The sequence below is a fragment of the Streptomyces xanthophaeus genome (genome assembly GCF_000725805.1).
Classification (GTDB): domain Bacteria; phylum Actinomycetota; class Actinomycetes; order Streptomycetales; family Streptomycetaceae; genus Streptomyces; species Streptomyces xanthophaeus.
This window is the reverse complement of sequence record NZ_JOFT01000029.1, coordinates 36,987-57,056: the sequence shown is the minus strand read 5'-3', so window position 1 is coordinate 57,056 and position 20,070 is coordinate 36,987. Positions and strand designations below refer to the sequence as shown.

The following is a 20,070-nucleotide window of genomic DNA, read 5'->3' as shown; positions in this document are numbered from 1 at the left end:
CGGAACGCCGAAGGCGGGCCGGGTCGGTGACCCGGCCCGCCTTCGGCCCGTGCGATACCGCGGGGTGCGGTTGTGCGTACCGCCCCGCGGGTGGTTCAGCCGCCGGTGGCCGGGCGGGCGGCGGCCCCCCTGGTGCCGGCGGCGGTCCGGTCGGTGTGCGCCGGGCGGCGGCTGCCGGCCGGGGTGACCGGGGTCCGCTCGGAGCGGATCACGTGCGGCCGGCCGGCCAGCAGCGTGGCGGGCCGGGGTGCGGGGGAGTGTCCGGTGGGGGTGGCGGGGACGGCGCCCTGGCCCGCGGGCACGGCCACGGTCGCGACCCCGGCGGGGACGGCCGTGGCGGGCACCGGCGCGGGCTCCTCGGTGGCGGCGGGGCCGGCGGCGGGCCGGAGCCGCCACTTGCCGCCCGCGGAGAGCAGCGGGGTGAGCGCGGCCACGACCGGCGCGGGCATCCGCCCGGTCTCGGCGCGGCGGCGCAGCAGCTCGCGCAGCTCGAAGACGTACGCCTCGGCGCGGGCGATCACCGGCTCGAACCAGGGCAGCGCCAGCAGGATCAGCAGGCCCGCGGACCAGCCGAGCAGGACGTCGCTGACCCAGTGGGTGCCCAGGTACACGGTGGTGGCGCCGACGCTCAGGGAGACGACCGCGGAGACCACGGACAGCACCCGCCGGGTGACCACGGTGGAAGCCAGGTAGGCCAGGATTCCCCAGGTCACGACGGCGTTGGCGGTGTGGCCGGAGGGAAATATATCGCCGCCGGCGAAGAGTTCGGCGGATCCGATCTCGGTGGCGTAGTGCGGGCCGAGCCGGCCGAGGCCGAGCTTCACGGCCCCGACGGTCACGTTGAGCAGGAGGAGCGACACGCCGAGGGTGATCAGCGGGCGGAGGGTGTGCTGGCGCCAGGAGCGCCAGCCGAGCCAGGCCGCGACCATGACCGCGGTGGGTCCGCGCTGGCCGAGGACGACCAGGTAGTCGAGGAAGGCGTGCAGCTGCGGCCACTGCTCGTAGGGCCGGAAGAACATGACCTGCCAGTCCAGGCGGACGAGCCAGGACGTGGTCAGGACCGCCACCACGATGGCGACGTAGAAGACGAGGGTCGATCCGAGGAGCACGACGCGGTGCCGGCTCATCTGCGGGGTTTGCAGATGAGCCGGTCGCTCTGGTTCCCGGTCCAGCCGGGCGAACACCCGCTCCAGACGGGTCAGGATTTGGTCGGTACGCACTCAATCGACGTTACCGCGCGTTGCTGGGCGGCCCGGGCGAACCACGGGGTTTGTGATGACCATGTGATGTGGAGTTGGTCTCATGCGGGAGTTAATTCCCGGTATTTCCGCTCCTGTTGGACCGCGTCCGATCGGGTGTCCCCGTAATTGTTTCGCACACTTACCAGAGCTTTATCGGCGCAGCTCAATTCCTTTGCTCAAACATGGATTGGAATGATCCGTTCCGTTACGTCGTGCGGCCCGCGCGGCTACGGAGGGCCCGAGCCGTTCAGCCAGAACGCTCCGTAGACCGCCGAGACCAGGGCGAGGGCGCCCACCACGACGGCCGCCCGCCGGGTCCCCCAGCGGGCCATCGCCACCGCCGCCGGCAGCAGCAGCGGGAAGGCGGGGAGCAGCAGCCGGGGCTTGGAACCGAAGTACCCCGACGCGCACAGGGCGAGCGCCACGACGATCCCGCAGTACACCAGGAGCGCCACCGGCTGGCGCTGCCGTACGCACAGCCCGTACAGCCACAGCACCAGCACGACCCCCAGCAGCAGACCGGCCCCGGCCGCGAAGGCAGGGGAGGCCAGCTTGGCGCCGATGAACCGGGCGAAGGCCCAGCCCCCGTCGAAGCCGTTGCCCCAGCCGCCCTGCACGTCCAGGTAGCCGAACAGTCCGCCGCCCGTCCGCGCGCCGACCCACAGCACGTACGCCGCCGCCCCCAGCGGGGCCAGCAGCACGCCCGCCGCCATCCGCCAGGACCGCTCCCCGCGCCGCCAGGCGAGCACCGCCGCCACCCACACCGCGGCGACCACCGCCGCCCCGACCGGCCGGGTCAGCCCCGCCGCGGCGGCCAGCAGCCCCGCCGTCAGCCATCGGCCGCGCAGCACCCCGTACAGGGCCCACGCGGCCAGCGCGGTGAACAGAGACTCGCTGTACGCCATGGACTGCACGACGGCGACCGGCAGCGCGGCCCAGACGGCCACCGCCAGCACCCCGGCCCGGCGGCCGTGGAGCAGGTCGGCCACCGCGAACACCCCCCAGGCCGCGGCGAGCCCCGCCAGCGCCGACACCACCAGGCCCGCGGAGCCGTACGGCAGCCCGGTCACGGCGGCCACCAGCCGCTCCAGCCAGGGCAGCAGCGGGAAGAAGGCGAGGTTGGAGTGCACGTCCCCGTTCGGGAGCACCACCTCGTACCCGTATCCCTCCGCGGCGATGCGGGCGTACCAGAGCGAGTCCCAGCGGGCCGACAGCAGTGTGTGCGGGCTGCTGCCCGCCACCGCCCCCCACACGCCCAGGACGGCCAGTGCGAGCAGCCGGACCGCCGCGAAGACGGCCAGTGCGGGCGCGGCCCGTCGCAAACCGAGATGATCTTTCACGGGCATGATTATCGGTGGCGCGGCTCCGGGGCGGGTCCGAGAACCACGCGCCGTGAGCACGCGTGCACGCGGGGGAAGGGCGGAGGTGGGGCGAGTGGCGCACACCACACGGCGGCCGCCGCCGGGATGAGAGCTTGACCACGTGTCGGACAGACGAACTCGCGTACGCTGACCGTTCACTCGCGTGTCGATGCCGGACCCCGTAGGACGCCGCACTGCGCACCACCCCGTGGCTCCACATGACGCTGGTCCGCCGAGTGCGAGGGATCACCTGGGAGGTACATGCATGTCGGGGACGAACGTGGCCGGCGACAGGACCCCTTCCCCCTGGCAGCGGCTGAACGCGGCCTCCGGCGGGGCCAACCGCTGGGCGGTCCTCGCGGTCCTGTGCGTCAGCCTGGTCCTCGTCGCGCTCGACGCGACGATCCTGCACGTCGCGGTCCCCTCCGTCACCGAGGACCTGCGTCCCGGCTCCATCGAACTGCTCTGGATCGTCGACGCCTACCCCCTGGTGTGCGCCGCGCTGCTGATCCTCTTCGGCACCCTCGGCGACCGCGTCGGCCGTCGCCGGATCCTCCTCCTCGGCTACGGGCTCTTCGGCGTCGCCTCGGCGGTCGCGGCCTTCGCCGACAACGCCCAGGTGCTCATCGCCGCCCGCGCCCTGCTCGGCATCGGCGGCGCGATGATCATGCCCGCCACCCTGTCGATCCTGCGCCAGGTCTTCCCCGACCGGCGCGAGCGCGCCCTCGCCATCGGCATCTGGACGGCCGTCGCCGCGGTCGGGGCCGCCAGCGGGCCCGTGCTCGGCGGTTTCCTCGTCCAGCACTACTGGTGGGGCTCGGTCTTCCTCATCAACATCCCGCTGATGGCGCTGATCCTTCCGCTGGGCCGCTGGCTGCTGCCCGAGTCGAAGGGCTCCTCCGACGGGCCCTGGGACGTGACCGGCGCGCTGATGGCCGCCGCCGGTGTGCTCGGCGCGGTGCTCGGCATCAAGCGGTTCGGCGCCGAGCGGCAGCTCGCCGACCCCGAGGCGCTGCTCCCGCTGGTCCTCGGCGCGGCCCTGCTGATCGTCTTCGTACGGCGCCAGAAGCGGCGTACGCACCCGCTGATCGACATGCGGCTGTTCTCCCGCGCCGCCTTCTCGACCTCCGTCGGCTGCATCGTGCTCGCCATGCTGGCACTGGTCGGCCTGGAACTGATCGCCGTCCAGTACCTCCAGCTCGTGCTCCACCTCAGCCCGCTGGAGACCGGCCTGCGGCTGCTGCCGCTCACCTTCGCCGCCATGGCCGCGGGCGCCACCGGGTCCTACACCCTGGCCAGGACCGGCCCGCGCAGGATGGTCTCGCTGGGTTTCCTGCTCACCGCCTTCGCCGTGCTGCTGCTCACGCTCATGGGCCAGCAGGACCGGCCCGTGCTGCTCACCGTCGGTTTCATCCTGCTCGGCTTCGGGCTCCAGACCACGCTGTTCGCCGCGTACGAGTCGATGCTGAGCGAGGCCCCGGCGGCCAGCGCGGGCGGCGCCGCCTCGATCGGCGAGACCTCGTACCAGCTCGGCGCGGGCATGGGCATCGCCCTCCTCGGCAGCGTGATGAACGCCGCCTACGCGCCGGCGCTCATGAACGTCCCCGGCGTGTCTCGGACCGACTCCGCGGGCGCCTCGAACTCCCTCGGCGAGGCCTACAAGATCGCTGCGCAGCTCGGCGGCCCGGCGGGGGAGTCCCTCCACGCCGCCGCCCGGCACGCGTTCGTCCACGGGCTGCACGTGACGCTGGTGGTGAGCGCGGGTCTGCTCCTGGCGGGGGCGCTGATGGCGCTGAAGCTGCCGCGGACGATGGAGTGCGAGGCGCCGTCCGAGCTCGCGGACGGGGCCGCGGTGGCGCTGCCCGCACAGGGCGGCGGACGCCGGGCCACCCTGCCCGCGCAGGTCGCCGGGGACCCCTACCCGGCTCCGGTGGAACACGCGGGCTGAGCCCTCCGGGCCCCGGGTGGGGGTGGACGGGCAGGATCTTGGCGTCTAGCGTCGGCGGCGCAGCGCACGGACCGCGCTGTCAGTTCCTGCCGGCCGGGCCGGTCGCGCCGACCGCTGCCGGGACCGCAACCCCGGGCAGTTCGCGCGGCCCCGGCACATGCGGCAGGACACCGACCGTCTCAGGCCGCCGGGAGGCCCCTCGTGCCGTCATTCGTCCCCACCGATCCGCTCGGGCTCGACGAGCTCCTCGGACCCGAGGACCTCGCCGTCCGCGACACCGTCCGCAGCTGGGCCGCCGACCGGGTGCTGCCGCACATCGCCGACTGGTACGAGAAGGGCGAGCTCCCCGGCATCCGCGAGCTGGCCCGCGAACTCGGCGCGATCGGCGCCCTCGGGATGTCGCTGACGGGATACGGGTGCGCGGGCGCCACCGCCGTGCAGTACGGCCTTGCCTGCCTGGAGCTGGAGGCAGCCGACTCCGGCATCCGCTCACTGGTGTCCGTCCAGGGCTCGCTCGCCATGTACGCGATCTGGAAGTACGGCTCCGAGGAGCAGAAGCAGCGCTGGCTGCCCGGCATGGCGGCCGGTGAGCTCATCGGCTGTTTCGGACTGACCGAGCCCGACGTCGGCTCCGACCCCGCGGCCATGCGCACCCACGCCAAGCGCGACGGCGGGGACTGGGTGCTGAACGGCCGCAAGATGTGGATCACCAACGGGTCGGTCGCGGCGGTCGCGGTCGTGTGGGCGCAGACCGACGAAGGGATCCGCGGTTTCGCCGTCCCCACCGACAGCACCGGCTTCTCGGCGCCCGAGATCAAGCACAAGTGGTCGCTGCGGGCGTCCGTGACGAGCGAGCTCGTGCTGGACGACGTACGGCTTCCCGCGGACGCGGTCCTGCCGGGCGTCACCGGCCTGAAGGGGCCGCTCGGCTGTCTCAGCCACGCGCGGTACGGGATCGTCTGGGGGTCCATGGGCGCGGCGCGCGCCAGTTTCGAGTCCGCGCTCGACTACTCCAGGACGCGGGAGCAGTTCGGCAGGCCCATCGGCGGCTTCCAGCTCACCCAGGCCAAGCTCGCCGACATGGCACTGGAGCTGCACAAGGGCATCCTGCTCGCCCACCACCTGGGCCGGCGCATGGACGCGGGCACCCTGCGGCCGGAGCAGATCAGTTTCGGCAAACTCAACAACGTCCGCGAGGCCATCGAGATCTGCCGTACCGCGCGGACGATCCTGGGTGCCAACGGGATCTCCCTCGAATACCCCGTCATGCGGCACGCCACCAACCTCGAATCGGTGCTCACCTACGAGGGCACCGTCGAAATGCACCAACTGGTGCTGGGCAAGGCGCTCACCGGGCTCGACGCCTTCCGGTGAGAGTCCCCCGGCCACCGCCGGGAGGTGCCGCCGGGCTCAGCTCTGGTTGAAGAAGTCGCGCGAGCGGCCGCCGGGCTCGCCGCTCACGATCTGGGTGTCGGCCGGGGTCAGCAGGAAGACCCTGGTCGCCACCCGTTCGATCGAGCCGCGCAGTCCGAAGGTCAGCCCGGCCGCGAAGTCGACCACGCGCTTCGCGTCGCCCGGGTCCATCGACGACAGGTTGACGATGACCGGGACGCCCTCGCGGAACAGCTCGCCGATGCCGCGCGCGTCGCGGAAGCCGTCCGGGGTGACCGTGGCGATCCGGCGGCCCTGCTCCACGGCGGACTCGGAGGCCACCCGGACGCGGGGGTCGGTGACCCACTGCTCGCCGGGACCGGCCACCGAACCACCCTGGGCCGCCTCCGCGTAGTCGTCGTCGTAGTAACGCTCGTCGTCGCTGTCTTCCACGAGACCCAGCCAGGCACTCGCCTTGCGCACCGAACCCATGGACGCCTCCTTTCACCGCGGTCAGTCTTTCTTCTCCCCGTTGCCCCTATGGTCGTCCATGATGCTGACAACGCGCCAAGTGGATAGTCGCCGCGCAGGGGTTTCGTGACGGTACTGGTGCAGAACATCCGTTGCACGGTCAAGGGTCCTGGCGGCTACCGCTGCTGACTGAGTGAAAATACGACCGCTGCCTCCGTACGGGTGAGCGGCGGGGACGTACGGGTGAGTGACGGGGCTAGGTACGATGCCCGGCAAGCACGTGCACGACATCACGGGGGAATCGGTTTGTTCGGCATAGTCAGACCCTGCACGCACCGGCTGGGGGAGCGGTTCAAGACGGAGTGGATGGCCCATCTGTGCGGGCTGTGCCTGGCACTTCGCGGGGACCACGGCCAGTTCGCCCGGATCGTCACGAACTACGACGGTTTGCTCGTCTCCGTTCTGACGGAGGCTCAGTCGGGCCCCGCCCCGGGCGCCCGGCGCACCGCCGGCCCCTGTCCACTGCGCGGGATGCGCACGGCCCCCGTGGCCAACGGCGAGGGGGCGCGGCTCGCCGCCGCCGTCTCGCTCGTCCTGGCCTCCGCGAAGGTGCGGGACCACGTGGCCGACCGGGACGGGCTGTTGGCCCGCGCCCCCATCGCCCTGGCCGCCCGCAAGGTGGCCCGCGGCTGGGACCGGGCCGGAGCCCGCACCGGAGCCTCCCTCGGCTTCGACACGGCGGTCCTCGTCGACGCCGTCGACCGGCAGGCGGGCATCGAGACGCTGGCCGGCCTCGGCACGCCCGTGCTCGTGGTCACCGAGCCGACGGAGACGGCGACTGCCGCCGCCTTCGCGCATACCTCGGTCCTCGCGGGACGGCCAGGCAACGCCCCCGCCCTGGCGGAGGCCGGCCGGTACTTCGGCCGCCTCGCGCACCTGCTGGACGCGGTGGAGGACCAGGCCGCGGACGCCGCCGCGGGCGCCTGGAACCCGCTGACCGCCACCGGGACCTCCCTCACCGAGGCCAGGAGGCTGTGCGACGACGCCCTCCAGGGCATCAAGCTCGCGATGGCCGAGGTCGAGTTCGCGGACGCCGGGCTCGCGCACCGGCTGCTGGTGCACGAGCTGCGCACCTCGGTGGACCGGGCCTTCGGGACCGGCACCTGCCGGCACGGCGTGTCGAACGCCGCCGGGCAGGGCGGCGGGCCGTACGCGGGGAACCCGTACGGCAACGGCGACGCGAACCCCTACGGCAACGGCAGCGCGAACCCGTACGGCCAGGGCGCTCCCGGCCCCTACGGCGCCCAGCCCTACGGGCAGCCCGCCCCCGGCGGTCCGGCGGCCCCGCCGCCCGTGGGGCCGGGCGGACCGTGGGGTCCCGGCGGCGGCGGTCACGGCGGAGGCCACGGCGGCGGTCACGGGCAGGGGCCCGGCGGCCAGAAGCCGCGCCGCGGACTGCTGGCCGGCTGCGCGGTGGCCATCGGCCTCTTCTGCACCTGCCAGATCTGCTGCTCCGACCACGAGGGCCCCTGGTCCCGCAAGAAGCGCGACCCGTGGTGCGACGCCTGCGAGTGCTGCAACTGCTGCCAGCCGAACTCCGCCCCCACCGGCGGGAGCTCCGGTGGCGGTGGCGGCGGTGACGGCGGCTGCTGCGACTGCAACTGCTGCGGCTGCGACTGCTGAGGCCCTTTCAGATTCCGCAGGTCCGGACGGCGTACGCCCTGGTTCCCGTCCGGACCGTTGTGGAAGGGTTGAGCGGCATGAGCGATGACGCAGACGATCCGCCCGCCGCCTGGCGGAAATGGCACGAGCACCGGGTGGCCATCGTGTCCGCCCCCTACGGGCCCCTCGCGCTGACCGGTACCCACTGGCTCGCCGATTACCCGGAAGGTCGAATTCCGGCCGTTCCGGGGCGCTGGCGCACCAACGGGGCCGCAGTGACGCTGTCCGCCGCCCCCGAGGACGGCATCCTCCTCGACGGCGAGCCCCTCACCGGCGAAGTGGTCCTCGCCCCCGACGAGAGCCCGCCCGCACACTCCCGCCTGGTCGCGGGCCGGACGCGGCTGGTGCTGTTCCGGCGCGAGGGCAACTGGGCGGTACGCGTCTTCGACCCGGATTCCAAGGCCCGCAGTGCCTTCTCCGGGATCGAGGCGTCCCCCTACGATCCCGCATTCGCGCTGCCGGGCCGCTTCCGCCCGTACGGCGAGGACCGGACCGTCCAGGTGGAGAACGCCGACGGGCGGGCCCGCGGACTCGGCCTCGGCGGCGAGATCAGCTTCCGCTTCGAGGGCGTCGAGCACACCCTCCAGGTCGCCGTCGACGAGGAGGACGGCAGCCTGTGGGCCGTTTTCGGCGATGCCACCGGCGGTCGCTCCAGCTACCGGTTCCGGTTCCTGAGGCCCGGCACCCCCGACGCCTCGGGCGCCGTCACCGTGGACTTCAACCGGGCCCTGCTGCCCCCCTGCGCCTTCGCGGACCACTTCATCTGCCCCTTCCCACCGCCCGGCAACACGCTGCCCTTCGAGGTGGCCGCGGGCGAGCGACGGCTGAAAGACGCCCTTGCGACCGGTATCTGACGACAGGACACTCCCGTCAGCGCTTGTCAGGGACACGGCCAAATTTTTGTGCCGGCCGTGCCTCCGGCTGCGCCTCACGGGCAGCGGCACCCCCACATCCGCCGGGCCCCATACCCCTCTCCAGGAGGACGAGAAGTGAGGATCAAGCGCATCACCCGTACCAGGCTGCTCGCGGCGGCCACCGGCCTGGCCGCCGTCGCAGCACTCGCCGCTCCCACCGCGGCGAGCGCGGACACGCCCGACGGCGGCCTCAGCGCCGACCGGCTGGCCTCGGCCGGGGCCTCCGTCCTGCGCGCCGACGTCGCGGGCACCGCCTGGCACACCGACCCCGCCACCGGGACCCTCGTGGTCACCGCCGACTCCACGGTCTCCGCTGCGGACATCGCCAGGATCAAGCGGGAGGCCGGCACCGCTGCCGCCGCCCTGCGGATCGAGCGCACCCCCGGCAAGCTCACCAAGCTGGCCTCCGGCGGCGACGCCATCTACGCGTCGAGCTGGCGCTGCTCGCTCGGCTTCAACGTGCGCAGCGGCAGCAACTACTACGCCCTGACCGCCGGTCACTGCACCGACGGCGCGGGCACCTGGTGGACCAACTCCGCCCGCACCACGGTGCTCGGCTCCACCACCGGTTCCAGCTTCCCGACCAACGACTACGGCCTGATCAAGTACGCGAGCAACACCCCGGTCCCGCCGGGGACCGTCGGCAGCCAGGACATCACCAGCGCCGTCAACGCCACGGTCAACATGTCCGTGACCCGGCGCGGCTCCACCACCGGCACCCACAGCGGCCGGGTCACCGGCCTCAACGCCACCGTCAACTACGGCGGCGGCGACGTCGTCTACGGCATGATCCGCACCAACGTCTGCGCCGAGCCCGGCGACAGCGGTGGCCCGCTCTACTCCGGCACCCGCGCCGTGGGCCTCACCTCCGGCGGCAGCGGCAACTGCTCCTCCGGCGGCACCACGTTCTTCCAGCCCGTCGTGGAGGCCCTCAACGCCTACGGGGTCAGCGTCTACTGACGGTGACCCGTGCGCCCCTGTCGTACCCCTGGACGTCCCCCCGCCTTCTGGGAGGATGTCCAGGGGTACGCGTCCACGGGGGAGGCAGGATTCCGTATGAAGCGCATCGGCGTGACCGGGCACCGGTTCATTCCGCGTGAGGCGCTCGGCCATGTGGAGGACGCCCTGCGGGCCGTACTGGCCGGCCACCGGGGGCCCCTGGAGGCCTTCTCCAGCCTCGCGGAGGGCGCGGACCAGCTGTTCGCCTGCATCGCGCTGGAATGCGGCGCCGACCTCACCGTGGTCATCCCCAGCGGGGACTACGAGGAGGGCTTCGAGGGCGCCGAGGCGCTGGCCCGCTACCGGCGGCTCAAACGCCGGGCCGCCCAGGAGGTCCGGATGGACTTCGCCCGCTCCACGGACGAGGCCTACTACGCTGCCGGCACCTACATCGCCGACTCCTGCGACCGGATCGTCGCCGTCTGGGACGGACTGCCCGCCCGGGGGCACGGCGGCACCGCCGAGATCGTCGCCTACGCGCGGGCCCTCGGGAAACCGGTCACCGTGATCTGGCGCGAAGGCGTGACCCGGGACTGAACACCACCGCCCCCGGCCGCGCCCCCGCCGCCCGCACCGCCCGCGTCAACTGCTGTGCCGGGCCAGCCAGTCCGTGTGCTGCGGCGATACGTACCGCTCCGTCTCGTACACCGCGGACGGCCACTGCGACTCGGTGATCGTCGTCTGCATGACGACCATCATCGCCGCCAGGTCCTGCTCGATCAGGGTGTGCGCCTCGATCAGCGGATGGTGGCGGCGCACCTCGTTCCAGGCGATCCCGGCCGCCGCCGCCGCGCTCAGCAGCCCCGTGAGCTCGGGCCCCGGACCCGAACCGAAGGTGCCGAACGCCGCGAACAGCAGGGCCAGGCAGGTCAGCAGCACGATCGTCCACGACCACACCAGGGTCGCCCGCCGGGACACCTCCGTCCGCCGCCGGTACCAGTTGCGCTGCTCGATCAGCCGGTCCCGGACGTACGTCTCCCGCCGCACCTGGTAGTCCTGCCCGCGCAGCCGCTGCATCGCGCCGGTGATCTCCCCGCCCTGCGGCACCTGCCCGGCGGCCCGCGGGTCCTCCCAGCCCATCTTGCGCAGCTCGTCCAGCCCCGCCTCCAGACGCGTCCGGTAGATGTCCTGCGGCCCGTCCTCGGCACTGCCGAAGGGCGCACCGTGCACGGCGTAGCGCCAGGCCAGCGACTTGATGAACTCCGCCGCACTGCGGTTGAGCTGCCACTGCGGGCGGGCCCGGCGCCTGGTCGCCCGTACGCCCACGGCCAGCACCCCGGTGTACGCGAGCACGCTCAGCAGCCCGAACACGCGCAGCGGGCCCAGCTGCGGCCCCGAGGGCAGCGCGGCGGCCGCCGCGGCCGCGACCAGCAGCATCAGCTGGGCGCGCGTGGCCTGGGTGGACTCCCGCTGCCGGGAGACCGCCGCCTGGTCGGTGTGGTGGAAGAGGGCCGGCAGGTCCTCGTTGCGAAAGGTCGTGCTGTCGGTCACAGCGCCCCCTGCTGTCGGGTGGCGGGCGGCGGGACCCCCGTCGTGGCGAGGGCCCCGCCGCCCGCGGTCGGATCACACGGCGAGGGGCTCCAGGTCGCGGTGGACCCGCCGCTCGTCGCGGGCGTACCGGGTCAGGCCGTGGTCCTCGCCGAGCAGCCGCGTCAGCTCGGACACCGCCTCGGCCCGCACCCGGGCCGCTTCCTCCTTGCGGCCCATCATGTCCAGGCTGACCGCCATGTTGGAGGCACTGGCCAGGGTCTCGGGATGGTGCACCCCCAGCGCCTCGCGCAGCCGCCGCACCGCGAGGCGCTCCAGCTCCAGCGCCCCCTCCGGATCGCCCAGGTCCGCGCGGGCGTTGGCCAGGTTGAGGTGGGCGAAGATGGTGTGCGGATGGTTGTCGCCCAGCACCTCGCGCATGTGCAGGATCGTCTGCCGCAGCATCGGGTCGGCCGTCTCCGCCGCTCCCGTGCCCCAGTGGAAGACCGCCAGGTTGTTCACCGCGGCCAGGGTGTACGGGTGCCGCTCGCCCGGCACCTTCATGTACTCGTCCACCACCTCCTGCGCCAGGTCCCGCGCCCCGCCCGGGTCACCGGTCGCGAACAGGTCCGCGGCCAGGTTCAGTTCGCAGGCCAGCAGGTCCGGGTTGACCGAGGTGTACTTGGCCCGGTAGCGGTTGCGGGTCGCCGTGGTCAGCCGCAGCGCGTCCTCCACGTCACCGGCCCGCCGCAGCGACACCGCCAGGTTCTTCGCCGCCGACAGCGTGCCCGGGAAGGCCCGGCCCAGCTGCCGCTTGTACGTCTCGTACGCCCGGCTCAGCAGCTGCACCGAATCGTCGTACCGGCCCACCTCGCGCAGGTCGCGGGCCAGGTTCTGCGCCGAGGACAGGGTGTACGGGTGGTCCGGGCCCAGCACCTCCGTGCGCCGGTCGAAGACCTCCTGGTCGATCTCCCGGGCCCGGGAGTACTGGCCGATCATGCGCAGGTTCAGGGCCAGGTTGTTCGCGGCGGCCAGGGTGCGCGGATGCGCCTCGTGGAAGATCTGCCCGAAGCCCTCGTGCGCGGCCGTGGCCAGCTCCATCGCCTCGCCGTACCGGCCGAGCGCGCCGAGGTCCATCGCCAGACCGCTGGTGGTCATGTACGTGTGCGGGTGAGAGGGCCCGAGCGCGTTGCGCTGCCGCTCCAGCGTGCCCTCGTCCAGCTCCATCGCCTCCACGAACCGGCCCTGCGAGCGCAGGATGTTGGAGAGGTGGAACCGCAGGTACAGGTACTGCAGGTCGTGGTCGCCCAGGGTCGCCTTCCAGACCTCGCGCAGCTCCTCGCCCAGCGCGTAGGCGGCCTTGAAGTCACCGCGCTTCCACAGGTAGCGCACCCGGTCGATCAGCAGCCGGCGCGTCTCCGGCTCCTTGCAGTACCGGGCCTCGGACGGGGTCAGGTGCGGCCAGATCGTGTTGAACCGCGGCCAGGTCTCCGGATTGTCTATCGGCTCGTCGTCGTCCGGCCGCGCGCCCGCCAGGATCCGGTGCACCGCGTGCCGGGCCTGGCTCTGCTCCTCCTCCGACAGCTGTGCCCGGATCACCGCCTGGACCAGCCGGTGGACCTGGATGCTGTTGCTGACCTGGTCGACCTTGGCCAGCGCGAAGCGGCCGATCTCCCGGATCACCCGGCCCAGCACCAGCTTCTCCTGAAGGGAGGAGTCGTACGGCTTCAGCGCGTCGATCATCTCCTTGCTGTAGAGCAGGTTCGCCGAGATCGGCTCGGGCGCGAAGAAGGCGCACAGCTGCAACAGCCGTACGGCGGCGGGGGAGCGGGACTGGAGCCGCTCTATGGACACGTTCCAGGTCGCGGCCACCGGCTCCGGGTAACCGGGCGGCTGGTTCAGCGCCAGCACCCGCGCGGCCTGCTGGGCCAGCTGCTCGATGTACGCGGACACCGGGGTCGCGGTCTCCGCGATCCAGGCACCGGCCTGCTCCACCGCGAGCGGCAGGTCGCCCACCGCCACGGCCACCTGCTCGGCGTCCTCCTTGCTGAGCCCCGGGGCCCGGCGCTGGAGGTGCTCGATGGACTCCTCCCGCAGGAACACGTCCACCGGCAGCGCGTCCCCGTACTGCGACCAGGACTGGTTGCGGGAGGTCACCAGCACGTGGCCCGGCCCGCCCGGCGGGAAGAACCGCTTGAGGGTCTCCGGATCGTCGGCGTTGTCGAAGACCAGCAGCCACCGCGAGGACGGCACCCCGCGCCGCAGCAGGTCGATCGCCTCCTGCGAGGCGGCCGACATGTCCTCCCCGGTCTGCGCGCCGAGCCGTACGGCCAGCTCCGCGAGGGCCGCGACCACGTCGTCGGTCTGCTCCGAGGAGATCCACCACACCAGGTCGTAGTCCGCCATGAACCGGTGCACGTACTCCAGCGCCACCTGCGTCTTGCCGACTCCGCCCAGACCGTAGAGCGTCTGCGGCTGCGGGAGCACCACGGCCATGCCGCCGCCGAGCTGGTCGCGCATCCGCTCCAGCACGATGCTGCGCCCGGTGAAGCCGGGGTTGCGGGGCGGCGCGTTCCAGATCTTCGGGACCGTCCCGGGGAAGCGGGGGCCGGGCTGGGATGCACTGCTGACGCTGTCGGGCAGGGCCATCGGCCGTTCCACCGCGCGCAGCAGCGCCGTGGTGGCGTGCACCTCGTCGAGGCGGAAGAGGTCCACCGGGTTCCGGTCGATGTAGGGCGTGGCGAGCCGTACGTCGCCCACCCGCAGCGGCACCAGCTGGCGCCGGCCGCCCGTCGGGTCCTCGGCGGCCGCCCGGTTCCACACGTCCACGGCCCGGGCCGACTTCAGGTAGGCGCTGGAGAGCAGCACCACGGTCCGGGCGGCGGTGTCCACGCTGATGCCCGCCCCGCCGAGGGTGTCCCCGGAGCCGGAGCCGGAGGACTGCGGTTCGGCGGAGACGTCCCTGGGGACGACCCGGAACCCGGCCCGGGTCAGGACCGACTCGATCCAGTCGGCCCACATCCGGTTCTCGGCGACGTAGGAGAGGAACAGGTCGGCGGGCAGGGCCGGGCGGCGCCGGGTGAAGGCGTCCCGGATGCGCAGCCGGACCTCCTCTCCGATGGCCGGCATGGAGGTGACCTCGCCCTCGGTGACCACCGTCGTCAGCCGTTCGAAGGCGGACAGCAGGGAGTTGGTGAGCCCGGCCTCGTCGCCGAAGGTGGCCAGGGTCTCCTCGTAGGCGTAGTAGGGCCGGTACGGGATCTCCACCGCGCCCCAGTAGGAGGTGAGGTCCTCACCGACGAGGCCGCTCGGGAAGCGGTCGAACTTGATGCGGGCCAGGGCCCGGCCGGCGTCAGCCTTCTCCTTCTCGCCCTCGTCGATGCGCATCGGCACCGGGTAGATCTTGATCCCGCGGTCGTTGAACCGCTCGTCGATCTGCCGGGCGACGGAGGCGGCGCCGTCGATGGACTGGTCGGAGAGGGTGAAGCAGTCGACGAGGACGTCGGGGAGGTGCACGGTGCAGATGTCCGCGATGTCGGACAGTCCGGTGCGGCTGTCGATGAGGACGTAGTCGTAGTTCTGCTTCATGTCCGCGCGTAAGGCGTCGAAGAAGAGTCCGCCGCCGAGGCGGTCGTAGAAGTTGTCCCAGTCGAAGGTGGAGACGGTCGCGGAGTACTCGCGGTTCTGCCGCCCCGCCGAGACGAAGTCGAGGGTGCCGCCGTCCGGGAACTCCCAGCCGAGGGTCTCGGGGGTCAGGGAGACGGCGTGCGGCTGGATCCGCGCGTAGTCCTTGTGCCAGTCGTCGGCGCGCTGCACCGGGCTGGTCGCGGCCCAGGCGTACTCGCTGATCAGGTCGATGACCCCGGTGGTGGCCCCGAGGGTGGAGGGGTCCAGGAAGGGGTGGAAGAAGCGGTGCAGGCCCGGGGCCTCCAGGTCCCAGTCCACGGCGAGGACCCGCTTGCCGTTGGCGGCGAGGATCCAGGCGGTGTTGGCCAGTGCCATGGTGCGGCCCGTGCCGCCCTTGTACGAGTAGAAGGTGACGATGCGTCCGTCACGGCTGTCCCGGCTGTCACGACTCGCTGTCATCCGCGTCCCCCCGGTCGGTGTCGTTGCTGGCGTCGCTGTCGATGTGTTCCTGCTGCGCGTCGGGCGGGAAGGGGGCCGGTGGCGGTACGGGCGGCCCGCTCATCCCCATCGGCCCGAGCAGCCGCGGGCGTTCGGTGTGCGTGTTGCCTGCGGGGAGGTAGACCTGCGCATGTCTGAGGAACTGCTGGGCCGCGGCCTCGACCACCTGCGGCAGGATCTGCCCGAGGGTCTCCATGTTGGCCACGCCGTTGGCCGCGGCCCGGCACGCGGCCCGGCCCTGGCCCATCTTGACGGGCAGGGTCTCCTCCAGCCGCCGGGCCAGTTCCGCCTCCTTCGCGCGGCTCTGGTGGTCGTAGCGGTTCCACGGCACGACCACGTTGATCCAGGGCCGGGACTCCTGGTCGAAGGCGGCCAGGCGCTGGCGGCGGTGCTCGTCCTCCACCACCCAGCGGTCGACGATCAGGATCTCGGGCCGGGTCGGCGGCTGCTTGCTGTCGAAGTGCCCGGCCTCGTCGTCGAAGGAGGCCATCGTCGTGCGGTAGTTGAGGGACCGGACCAGGTCCTCGGCCACGGAGGCGATGGGCCGCTGGGAGACCGGGTGGTACGGGTTCCACTCCAGGGCGCTCTCCCCGTAGTACTCGGGGCTGCGGCCCTCGGGCAGATCGTGCCGGGAGGCGGCCGCCACGGTGACCTGGAGGGTGCGGGCGGCGCTGCCGGGGGTGCCGAAGGCGCTCGGTACGACCCGGTAGTCCACCGGGCGGGTGGACTCCAGGCGGACGGACTCGGCGACCCGGACGATCCGTTTGGCCAGTTCGTACACGGCCCGCTCGTACTGCTCGGCGTATCCGCGCAGTTTGATCAGTCCGTAGAGCCCGTCGGTGACGTACCGCTCGCCGAAGGTGTTGTGGTTGAACTGCAGGCGTTCGGCGGGGCCGGGCAGCTGCGACGGCGGGACCGGCACCCACAGGGCGGGCACGATGGCCTCGGCCGGCTCGTTGCTGACGGCGCTCTTCTGGATGAGCCGCTGGGTGAAGGCGAACCATTCCTTCCCGCACATCTCACTGGCGAAGTACCGCGGCGAGAACAGGGGGACGAAGACCCGGCAGGTGGCGAGCGCCGCCCCGAGCCGTTCCGACCAGCCCTCGCCGCTGCGTATCTCCCGGTCCATGAAGCCCGCGTCGGACCCGGCGGGCAGGTCCGTCAGCGCCATGACATGACTGCAGAGATCACGGAAGAGGCGCTCGACCCACATGTCGGGGTCGGGCCCCCCGGCCCCGAATCTCGGTGTATGCGCATAACTGAGAAAAAAATACGGCTGCACTGATGCGGGCACACGACCCCCGTCCCGAAGATGCGAGCGAAGAAACATCATTCCGGAGCTGCTTCGCCACATCCCCTCATCGTTCAGTCAATCAGCGTCTGTTTTCGGTCATCCAGTCAAGGGCGTGATCGACGGCATCCGGGATCGGGAAGAGCATGGCCGCCGCCCCTCCCACCCGCCCCCTGCGCACCCGCGAATCCGGGAACGTCCGGCCGATCTCCGCGAAATCGCTGTCGTCCAGCGCGACGTCCTCGTATGCGGTCCACTCTCCCCCCTGGCGGAGCACTTGCTGCCGCCCCGGAAGGTTCACCTTCACCACACACTCGTACATGCGCAAGGGGGGCTTCGGAATTCGATACTCCGCGAGATGGAAAGCGGTGCAAACGGAGAAGCCCACATTGATCATGAGTACCTGCCCTCCCTCCCAGCACAGCTTTCCCAGGGGCGACTCCTCGCCCAGATGGCTTTCGGTGCGGTGACCCGCACAGATCCGTTCCGCGTCCTTTCCGAGCGCTGCGAAAGAAGTCTGCGGATGGCTGCTGCGGGCGGCTCCCGGCGCGGTACGGACCGCCTCGGCGAAGGCACCCATGCCCTGACTCGGGGTGCTCGCGGGGTCGAAGGCGGGCATACGCTCGCGGAACGCCGCCACCTCGGGCCCGGACAGCCCCGCGATCCTCGCCAGATGGGCACTGGAGGTACGGGAGTTCTCCGGGGTGAACGCCGGGACCACCAGGGTCCCGCGCGGCCCCAGGACCCCCGTCAGGGCGTCGCGCAGCGCGGCGGGGGCCAGCCCGGTCCCCGCCAGGGAGGCGTGCACCAGCACCCGCGTCCCGGGGCGCAACCCGAGCAGGCGCAGGTGCACCGCCAGGGCCAGGGCGCCCGGGCGGTGCGGCGCCGTCACGCGTCGACCGCCTTCAGCTCCCAGCGCAGCTCCGCCACCAGGCGCTTGCCGGTGCTCGTCAGCTCCGCGGCCCCCGAGAGGCGGTCCAGCGCCTGGTGGATCAGGTCCGATCCGGCGGGCTGCGCGGTGCCGGTGGCCCGCAGGTACGCCTCCACCGCCACCCGCTCGTACACGTCGGCCAGCAGCCGCGACACCGGGACCGGGCGCTGCCGCCACGGCGAGGGGTGCTGCCACTGCCCGTCGAGGGCGTACAGGTCGGCCACCTCGGTCAGCGCCCGCAGCCGGGCCCGCCGGCCCCCGGTCAGCAGGGCCAGCGCGGTCTCCTCCGGCCCCGCGGAATACGGCACCCCGAGCGCCCCGGGCCCGTGCCGCCCGGCCTCGCCCCAGCCGCCGGCCCGGGGCCCGCCCGCGAGCGGGGTCAGCGTGGTCAGCCCGGCGGCGGCCGCCCGCGCGAACTCCGGGACGGACGCGTGCAGCAGGTCCCAGGCCCCCGCCAGCCGGGTCCGCCACTCATCGGCCTCCCCGGCGCCGAGCCGCAGCCGGGGCGGGCGGGCGAAGCAGTTGCGGTACGGGTCCAGGTCCTCCAGGGCCACCGGGGCCGCGTCCGGCCCGGGCGACCAGCTCCGTACGGGCTGCCAGCGGGCGTCCCCCGCCGCGGGCCCGAAGCGGTGCTCGGTGCGGCCGTCCCGTACGGCGTACCCGTCCTCGGTGACGCCCAGCGAGGCCCGGCCGTCCGTGCCGGGCTCCCCGAGCCGCAGCAGCCCCAGTGTCGGCAGGTACACCTCGCCGTCGCGGTAGGCCACCTCGGCGGGCAGCTCCAGCCGGCCCCGCAGCACGGCCGCGGCGGCGAGCGCGGTCAGCCTGCGCGCCGCTTCCGGGCCCCGGCCCCCGGGGGGCCGCTCCTCCCGGACGGCGTCCAGGGCGGCCAGCACCCAGGTCCGGGTGAAGGGGTGGTCCAGTACGGCGTCCAGCGCGTCCTGGCCGCCCTCCCCGGCCTGCTCCACGGCCGCCAGCAGCTCCCAGGCCCGCGCCCAGAGGGGATCCCCGGAGAGGTCCTCGTGCAGCCGGGCCAGCAGCACCCGGGTCAGCTCCTCCTGGCTCCGGGCGAGCGCGGCCGGGTCGGAGAGCTCCGGGGCGCTCTCCCGGGGCCCGGTGCGGCCCTCGACCCCGTCCACGAGCTCGCGCAGGTCGGCGCAGTAGACCGAGGGGTTGTCGAAGCCGTTCCCGGCCCTGTAGCGGTGGGTGTAGAGCCCGCCGCCGCACGAACGTACGACGGGGCACCGGCGGCACGAGCCGCTGACCCCGGCGAGGCCCAGCTGCCGGGCCCGTACCCCCGGATGGGCCGCGACCTGGTCAAATGCGTGGTCGAAGACGTTGAACCCGGTGGCCGCGGCCCCGTCGAAAGCGGTCTTGAGGGAGTCCACCTGCTCCAGGGCGCCGTCGGTCTCCACGACGACGAGGTCGGTGGGCGCGAGGCCCAGGGACTCGGTGAGGCTGGGCCCCCCGCGCAGGGTGGACAGCAGGGACTCGAAGAGCCTTACCGGCACCGGGCGTTCGCGGCGCTCCCAGTGGTCGTAGACCCGCAGCAGCCAGCGCGCGTACGCGTCGGGGGCGCCGTCGGGCCGCACGGGCGGGGTCTCCCAGGTGGCGTGGGGGAGCAGGAAGTCCACGCGGGGCGGTTCGAGTTCGACGAGGGCGTCCAGTACGGCGACCGGGTCGTTGGCCACGTCCACGGTGCACAGCAGGCCCTGGTAGAGGTGGCGGTAGGGCGCGGAGCGCAGCAGGGCGACGGCGGCCAGGACCAGCGGGTGGCTGGTGCGGCCGTCCGCGAAGCGGCGGTGGCGGTCGTTGGCGGTGCGGTCCCCGTCCAGGGAGATGCCGACCCGGACGCCGAACTCGTCGAAGAGGTCGAGGTACCGGGGGCTGAGCTGGAGCCCGTTCGTGTGGATCCGCAGGTCGAGCGCGGCGGTCCCGGTGAGCGCCCGGGTGAACTCCTCGCACACCAGGCGGAGCCGGGCGGTGCCCGCCAGCAGGGGTTCCCCTCCGTGGAGGATCACCGTGACGGAGGGGAGTTCATGGTCACGGGCATGTTCGGCGAGCCGCGACGCGGTCTGGGAAATGACCCCGGGGGAGATCACTTTCGGCCGGGCTCGCCAGCTCTGATCTGCATGTTCGTAGACATAGCAATGATCACAAGCAAGATCGCATCTGCTGTGAACCTTCAGGACGATCTCGCGAAATGCGATCAGGCCGGTCATTCCACCAGTC

The 20,070-nt window shown here is 72.7% G+C and carries 14 protein-coding genes; 6 read left to right on the top strand and 8 right to left on the bottom strand.

The annotated features are described in order from the left end of the window. Positions 1-95: 95 nt before the first annotated feature. Both IO30_RS0119490 and IO30_RS0119485 read right to left on the bottom strand, forming a co-directional pair. Positions 96-1,220, bottom strand: a complete 1,125-nt coding sequence (locus IO30_RS0119490; protein WP_051902423.1) for a phosphatase PAP2 family protein — start codon at positions 1,218-1,220, stop codon at positions 96-98. A 248-nt stretch (positions 1,221-1,468) separates the two neighbouring features. After that, on the bottom strand, positions 1,469-2,587 hold the full coding sequence (locus IO30_RS0119485) for a glycosyltransferase family 39 protein (RefSeq protein WP_031144758.1): 1,119 nt from the start codon (positions 2,585-2,587) through the stop codon (positions 1,469-1,471). A 280-nt stretch (positions 2,588-2,867) separates the two neighbouring features. On the opposite strand from IO30_RS0119485, the gene IO30_RS0119480 reads away from it, so the two are divergent. Both IO30_RS0119480 and IO30_RS0119475 read left to right on the top strand, forming a co-directional pair. Continuing rightward, positions 2,868-4,550 carry an MFS transporter gene (locus IO30_RS0119480; RefSeq protein ID WP_037894561.1) on the top strand — a complete coding sequence of 561 codons (1,683 nt, stop codon included), beginning with the start codon at positions 2,868-2,870 and terminating at the stop codon, positions 4,548-4,550. 201 nt (positions 4,551-4,751) lie between these two features. Beyond that, entirely contained in the window at positions 4,752-5,924 is a 1,173-nt protein-coding gene (locus IO30_RS0119475) for an acyl-CoA dehydrogenase family protein (protein ID WP_031144756.1), read from the top strand. A 36-nt stretch (positions 5,925-5,960) separates the two neighbouring features. Here the strand turns inward: IO30_RS0119475 and IO30_RS0119470 are convergent, their stop codons facing one another. Further along, positions 5,961-6,413, bottom strand: coding sequence for a cell division protein SepF (locus IO30_RS0119470; protein ID WP_031144755.1), 453 nt, complete (start codon positions 6,411-6,413; stop codon positions 5,961-5,963). A gap of 285 nt (positions 6,414-6,698) precedes the next feature. Here IO30_RS0119470 and IO30_RS0119465 point away from each other — a divergent pair, with 285 nt between their 5' ends. From IO30_RS0119465 to IO30_RS0119450, 4 genes are all read left to right on the top strand, one after another. Further along, positions 6,699-8,075, top strand: a complete 1,377-nt coding sequence (locus IO30_RS0119465) for a DUF5685 family protein (RefSeq protein WP_031144753.1) — start codon at positions 6,699-6,701, stop codon at positions 8,073-8,075. 77 nt (positions 8,076-8,152) lie between these two features. After that, positions 8,153-8,968, top strand: coding sequence for a DUF1684 domain-containing protein (locus tag IO30_RS0119460; protein WP_031144751.1), 816 nt, complete (start codon positions 8,153-8,155; stop codon positions 8,966-8,968). 135 nt (positions 8,969-9,103) lie between these two features. Continuing rightward, a complete protein-coding gene (locus IO30_RS0119455; RefSeq protein WP_031144750.1) occupies positions 9,104-9,988 on the top strand; it encodes a S1 family peptidase in 885 nt (294 codons plus the stop codon). Between the two features lie 96 nt (positions 9,989-10,084). Next, positions 10,085-10,564, top strand: coding sequence for an OTU domain-containing protein (locus IO30_RS0119450; RefSeq protein ID WP_031144748.1), 480 nt, complete (start codon positions 10,085-10,087; stop codon positions 10,562-10,564). A 45-nt stretch (positions 10,565-10,609) separates the two neighbouring features. On the opposite strand, the gene IO30_RS0119445 is transcribed toward IO30_RS0119450, so the two are convergent. From IO30_RS0119445 to fxsBH, 5 genes are all read right to left on the bottom strand, one after another. Further along, positions 10,610-11,518, bottom strand: coding sequence for a DUF4231 domain-containing protein (locus IO30_RS0119445; RefSeq protein ID WP_031144746.1), 909 nt, complete (start codon positions 11,516-11,518; stop codon positions 10,610-10,612). Between the two features lie 72 nt (positions 11,519-11,590). After that, complete coding sequence (gene fxsT / locus IO30_RS0119440) at positions 11,591-15,580, bottom strand: FxSxx-COOH system tetratricopeptide repeat protein (RefSeq protein WP_031144744.1); 3,990 nt, start codon at positions 15,578-15,580, stop codon at positions 11,591-11,593. Next, positions 15,564-16,949, bottom strand: coding sequence for a TIR-like protein FxsC (locus tag IO30_RS0119435; protein ID WP_157853342.1), 1,386 nt, complete (start codon positions 16,947-16,949; stop codon positions 15,564-15,566). The genes fxsT and IO30_RS0119435 overlap by 17 nt, the downstream gene beginning before the upstream one ends. A 43-nt stretch (positions 16,950-16,992) precedes the next feature. Continuing rightward, entirely contained in the window at positions 16,993-17,802 is an 810-nt protein-coding gene (locus IO30_RS0119430; protein WP_199921071.1) for an AAC(3) family N-acetyltransferase, read from the bottom strand. Continuing rightward, positions 17,799-20,060: a radical SAM/SPASM protein FxsBH, inactivated beta-hydroxylase extension form gene (fxsBH, locus tag IO30_RS0119425; protein WP_031144740.1), complete on the bottom strand. Its 2,262-nt coding sequence runs from the start codon at positions 20,058-20,060 to the stop codon at positions 17,799-17,801. Before fxsBH ends, IO30_RS0119430 begins: the two co-directional genes overlap by 4 nt. Positions 20,061-20,070: the final 10 nt, after the last annotated feature.

Bases quoted from the DNA above. Each gene is read 5' to 3' on its own strand.
- fxsBH (WP_031144740.1), bottom strand. From the start codon at position 20,060: ATGACCGGCCTGATCGCATTTCGCGAGATCGTCCTGAAGGTTCACAGC.
- IO30_RS0119470 (WP_031144755.1), bottom strand. From the start codon at position 6,413: ATGGGTTCGGTGCGCAAGGCGAGTGCCTGGCTGGGTCTCGTGGAAGAC.
- IO30_RS0119450 (WP_031144748.1), top strand. From the start codon at position 10,085: ATGAAGCGCATCGGCGTGACCGGGCACCGGTTCATTCCGCGTGAGGCG.
- IO30_RS0119435 (WP_157853342.1), bottom strand. From the start codon at position 16,949: ATGTTTCTTCGCTCGCATCTTCGGGACGGGGGTCGTGTGCCCGCATCA.
- IO30_RS0119460 (WP_031144751.1), top strand. From the start codon at position 8,153: ATGAGCGATGACGCAGACGATCCGCCCGCCGCCTGGCGGAAATGGCAC.
- IO30_RS0119480 (WP_037894561.1), top strand. From the start codon at position 2,868: ATGTCGGGGACGAACGTGGCCGGCGACAGGACCCCTTCCCCCTGGCAG.
- fxsT (WP_031144744.1), bottom strand. From the start codon at position 15,580: ATGACAGCGAGTCGTGACAGCCGGGACAGCCGTGACGGACGCATCGTC.
- IO30_RS0119485 (WP_031144758.1), bottom strand. From the start codon at position 2,587: ATGCCCGTGAAAGATCATCTCGGTTTGCGACGGGCCGCGCCCGCACTG.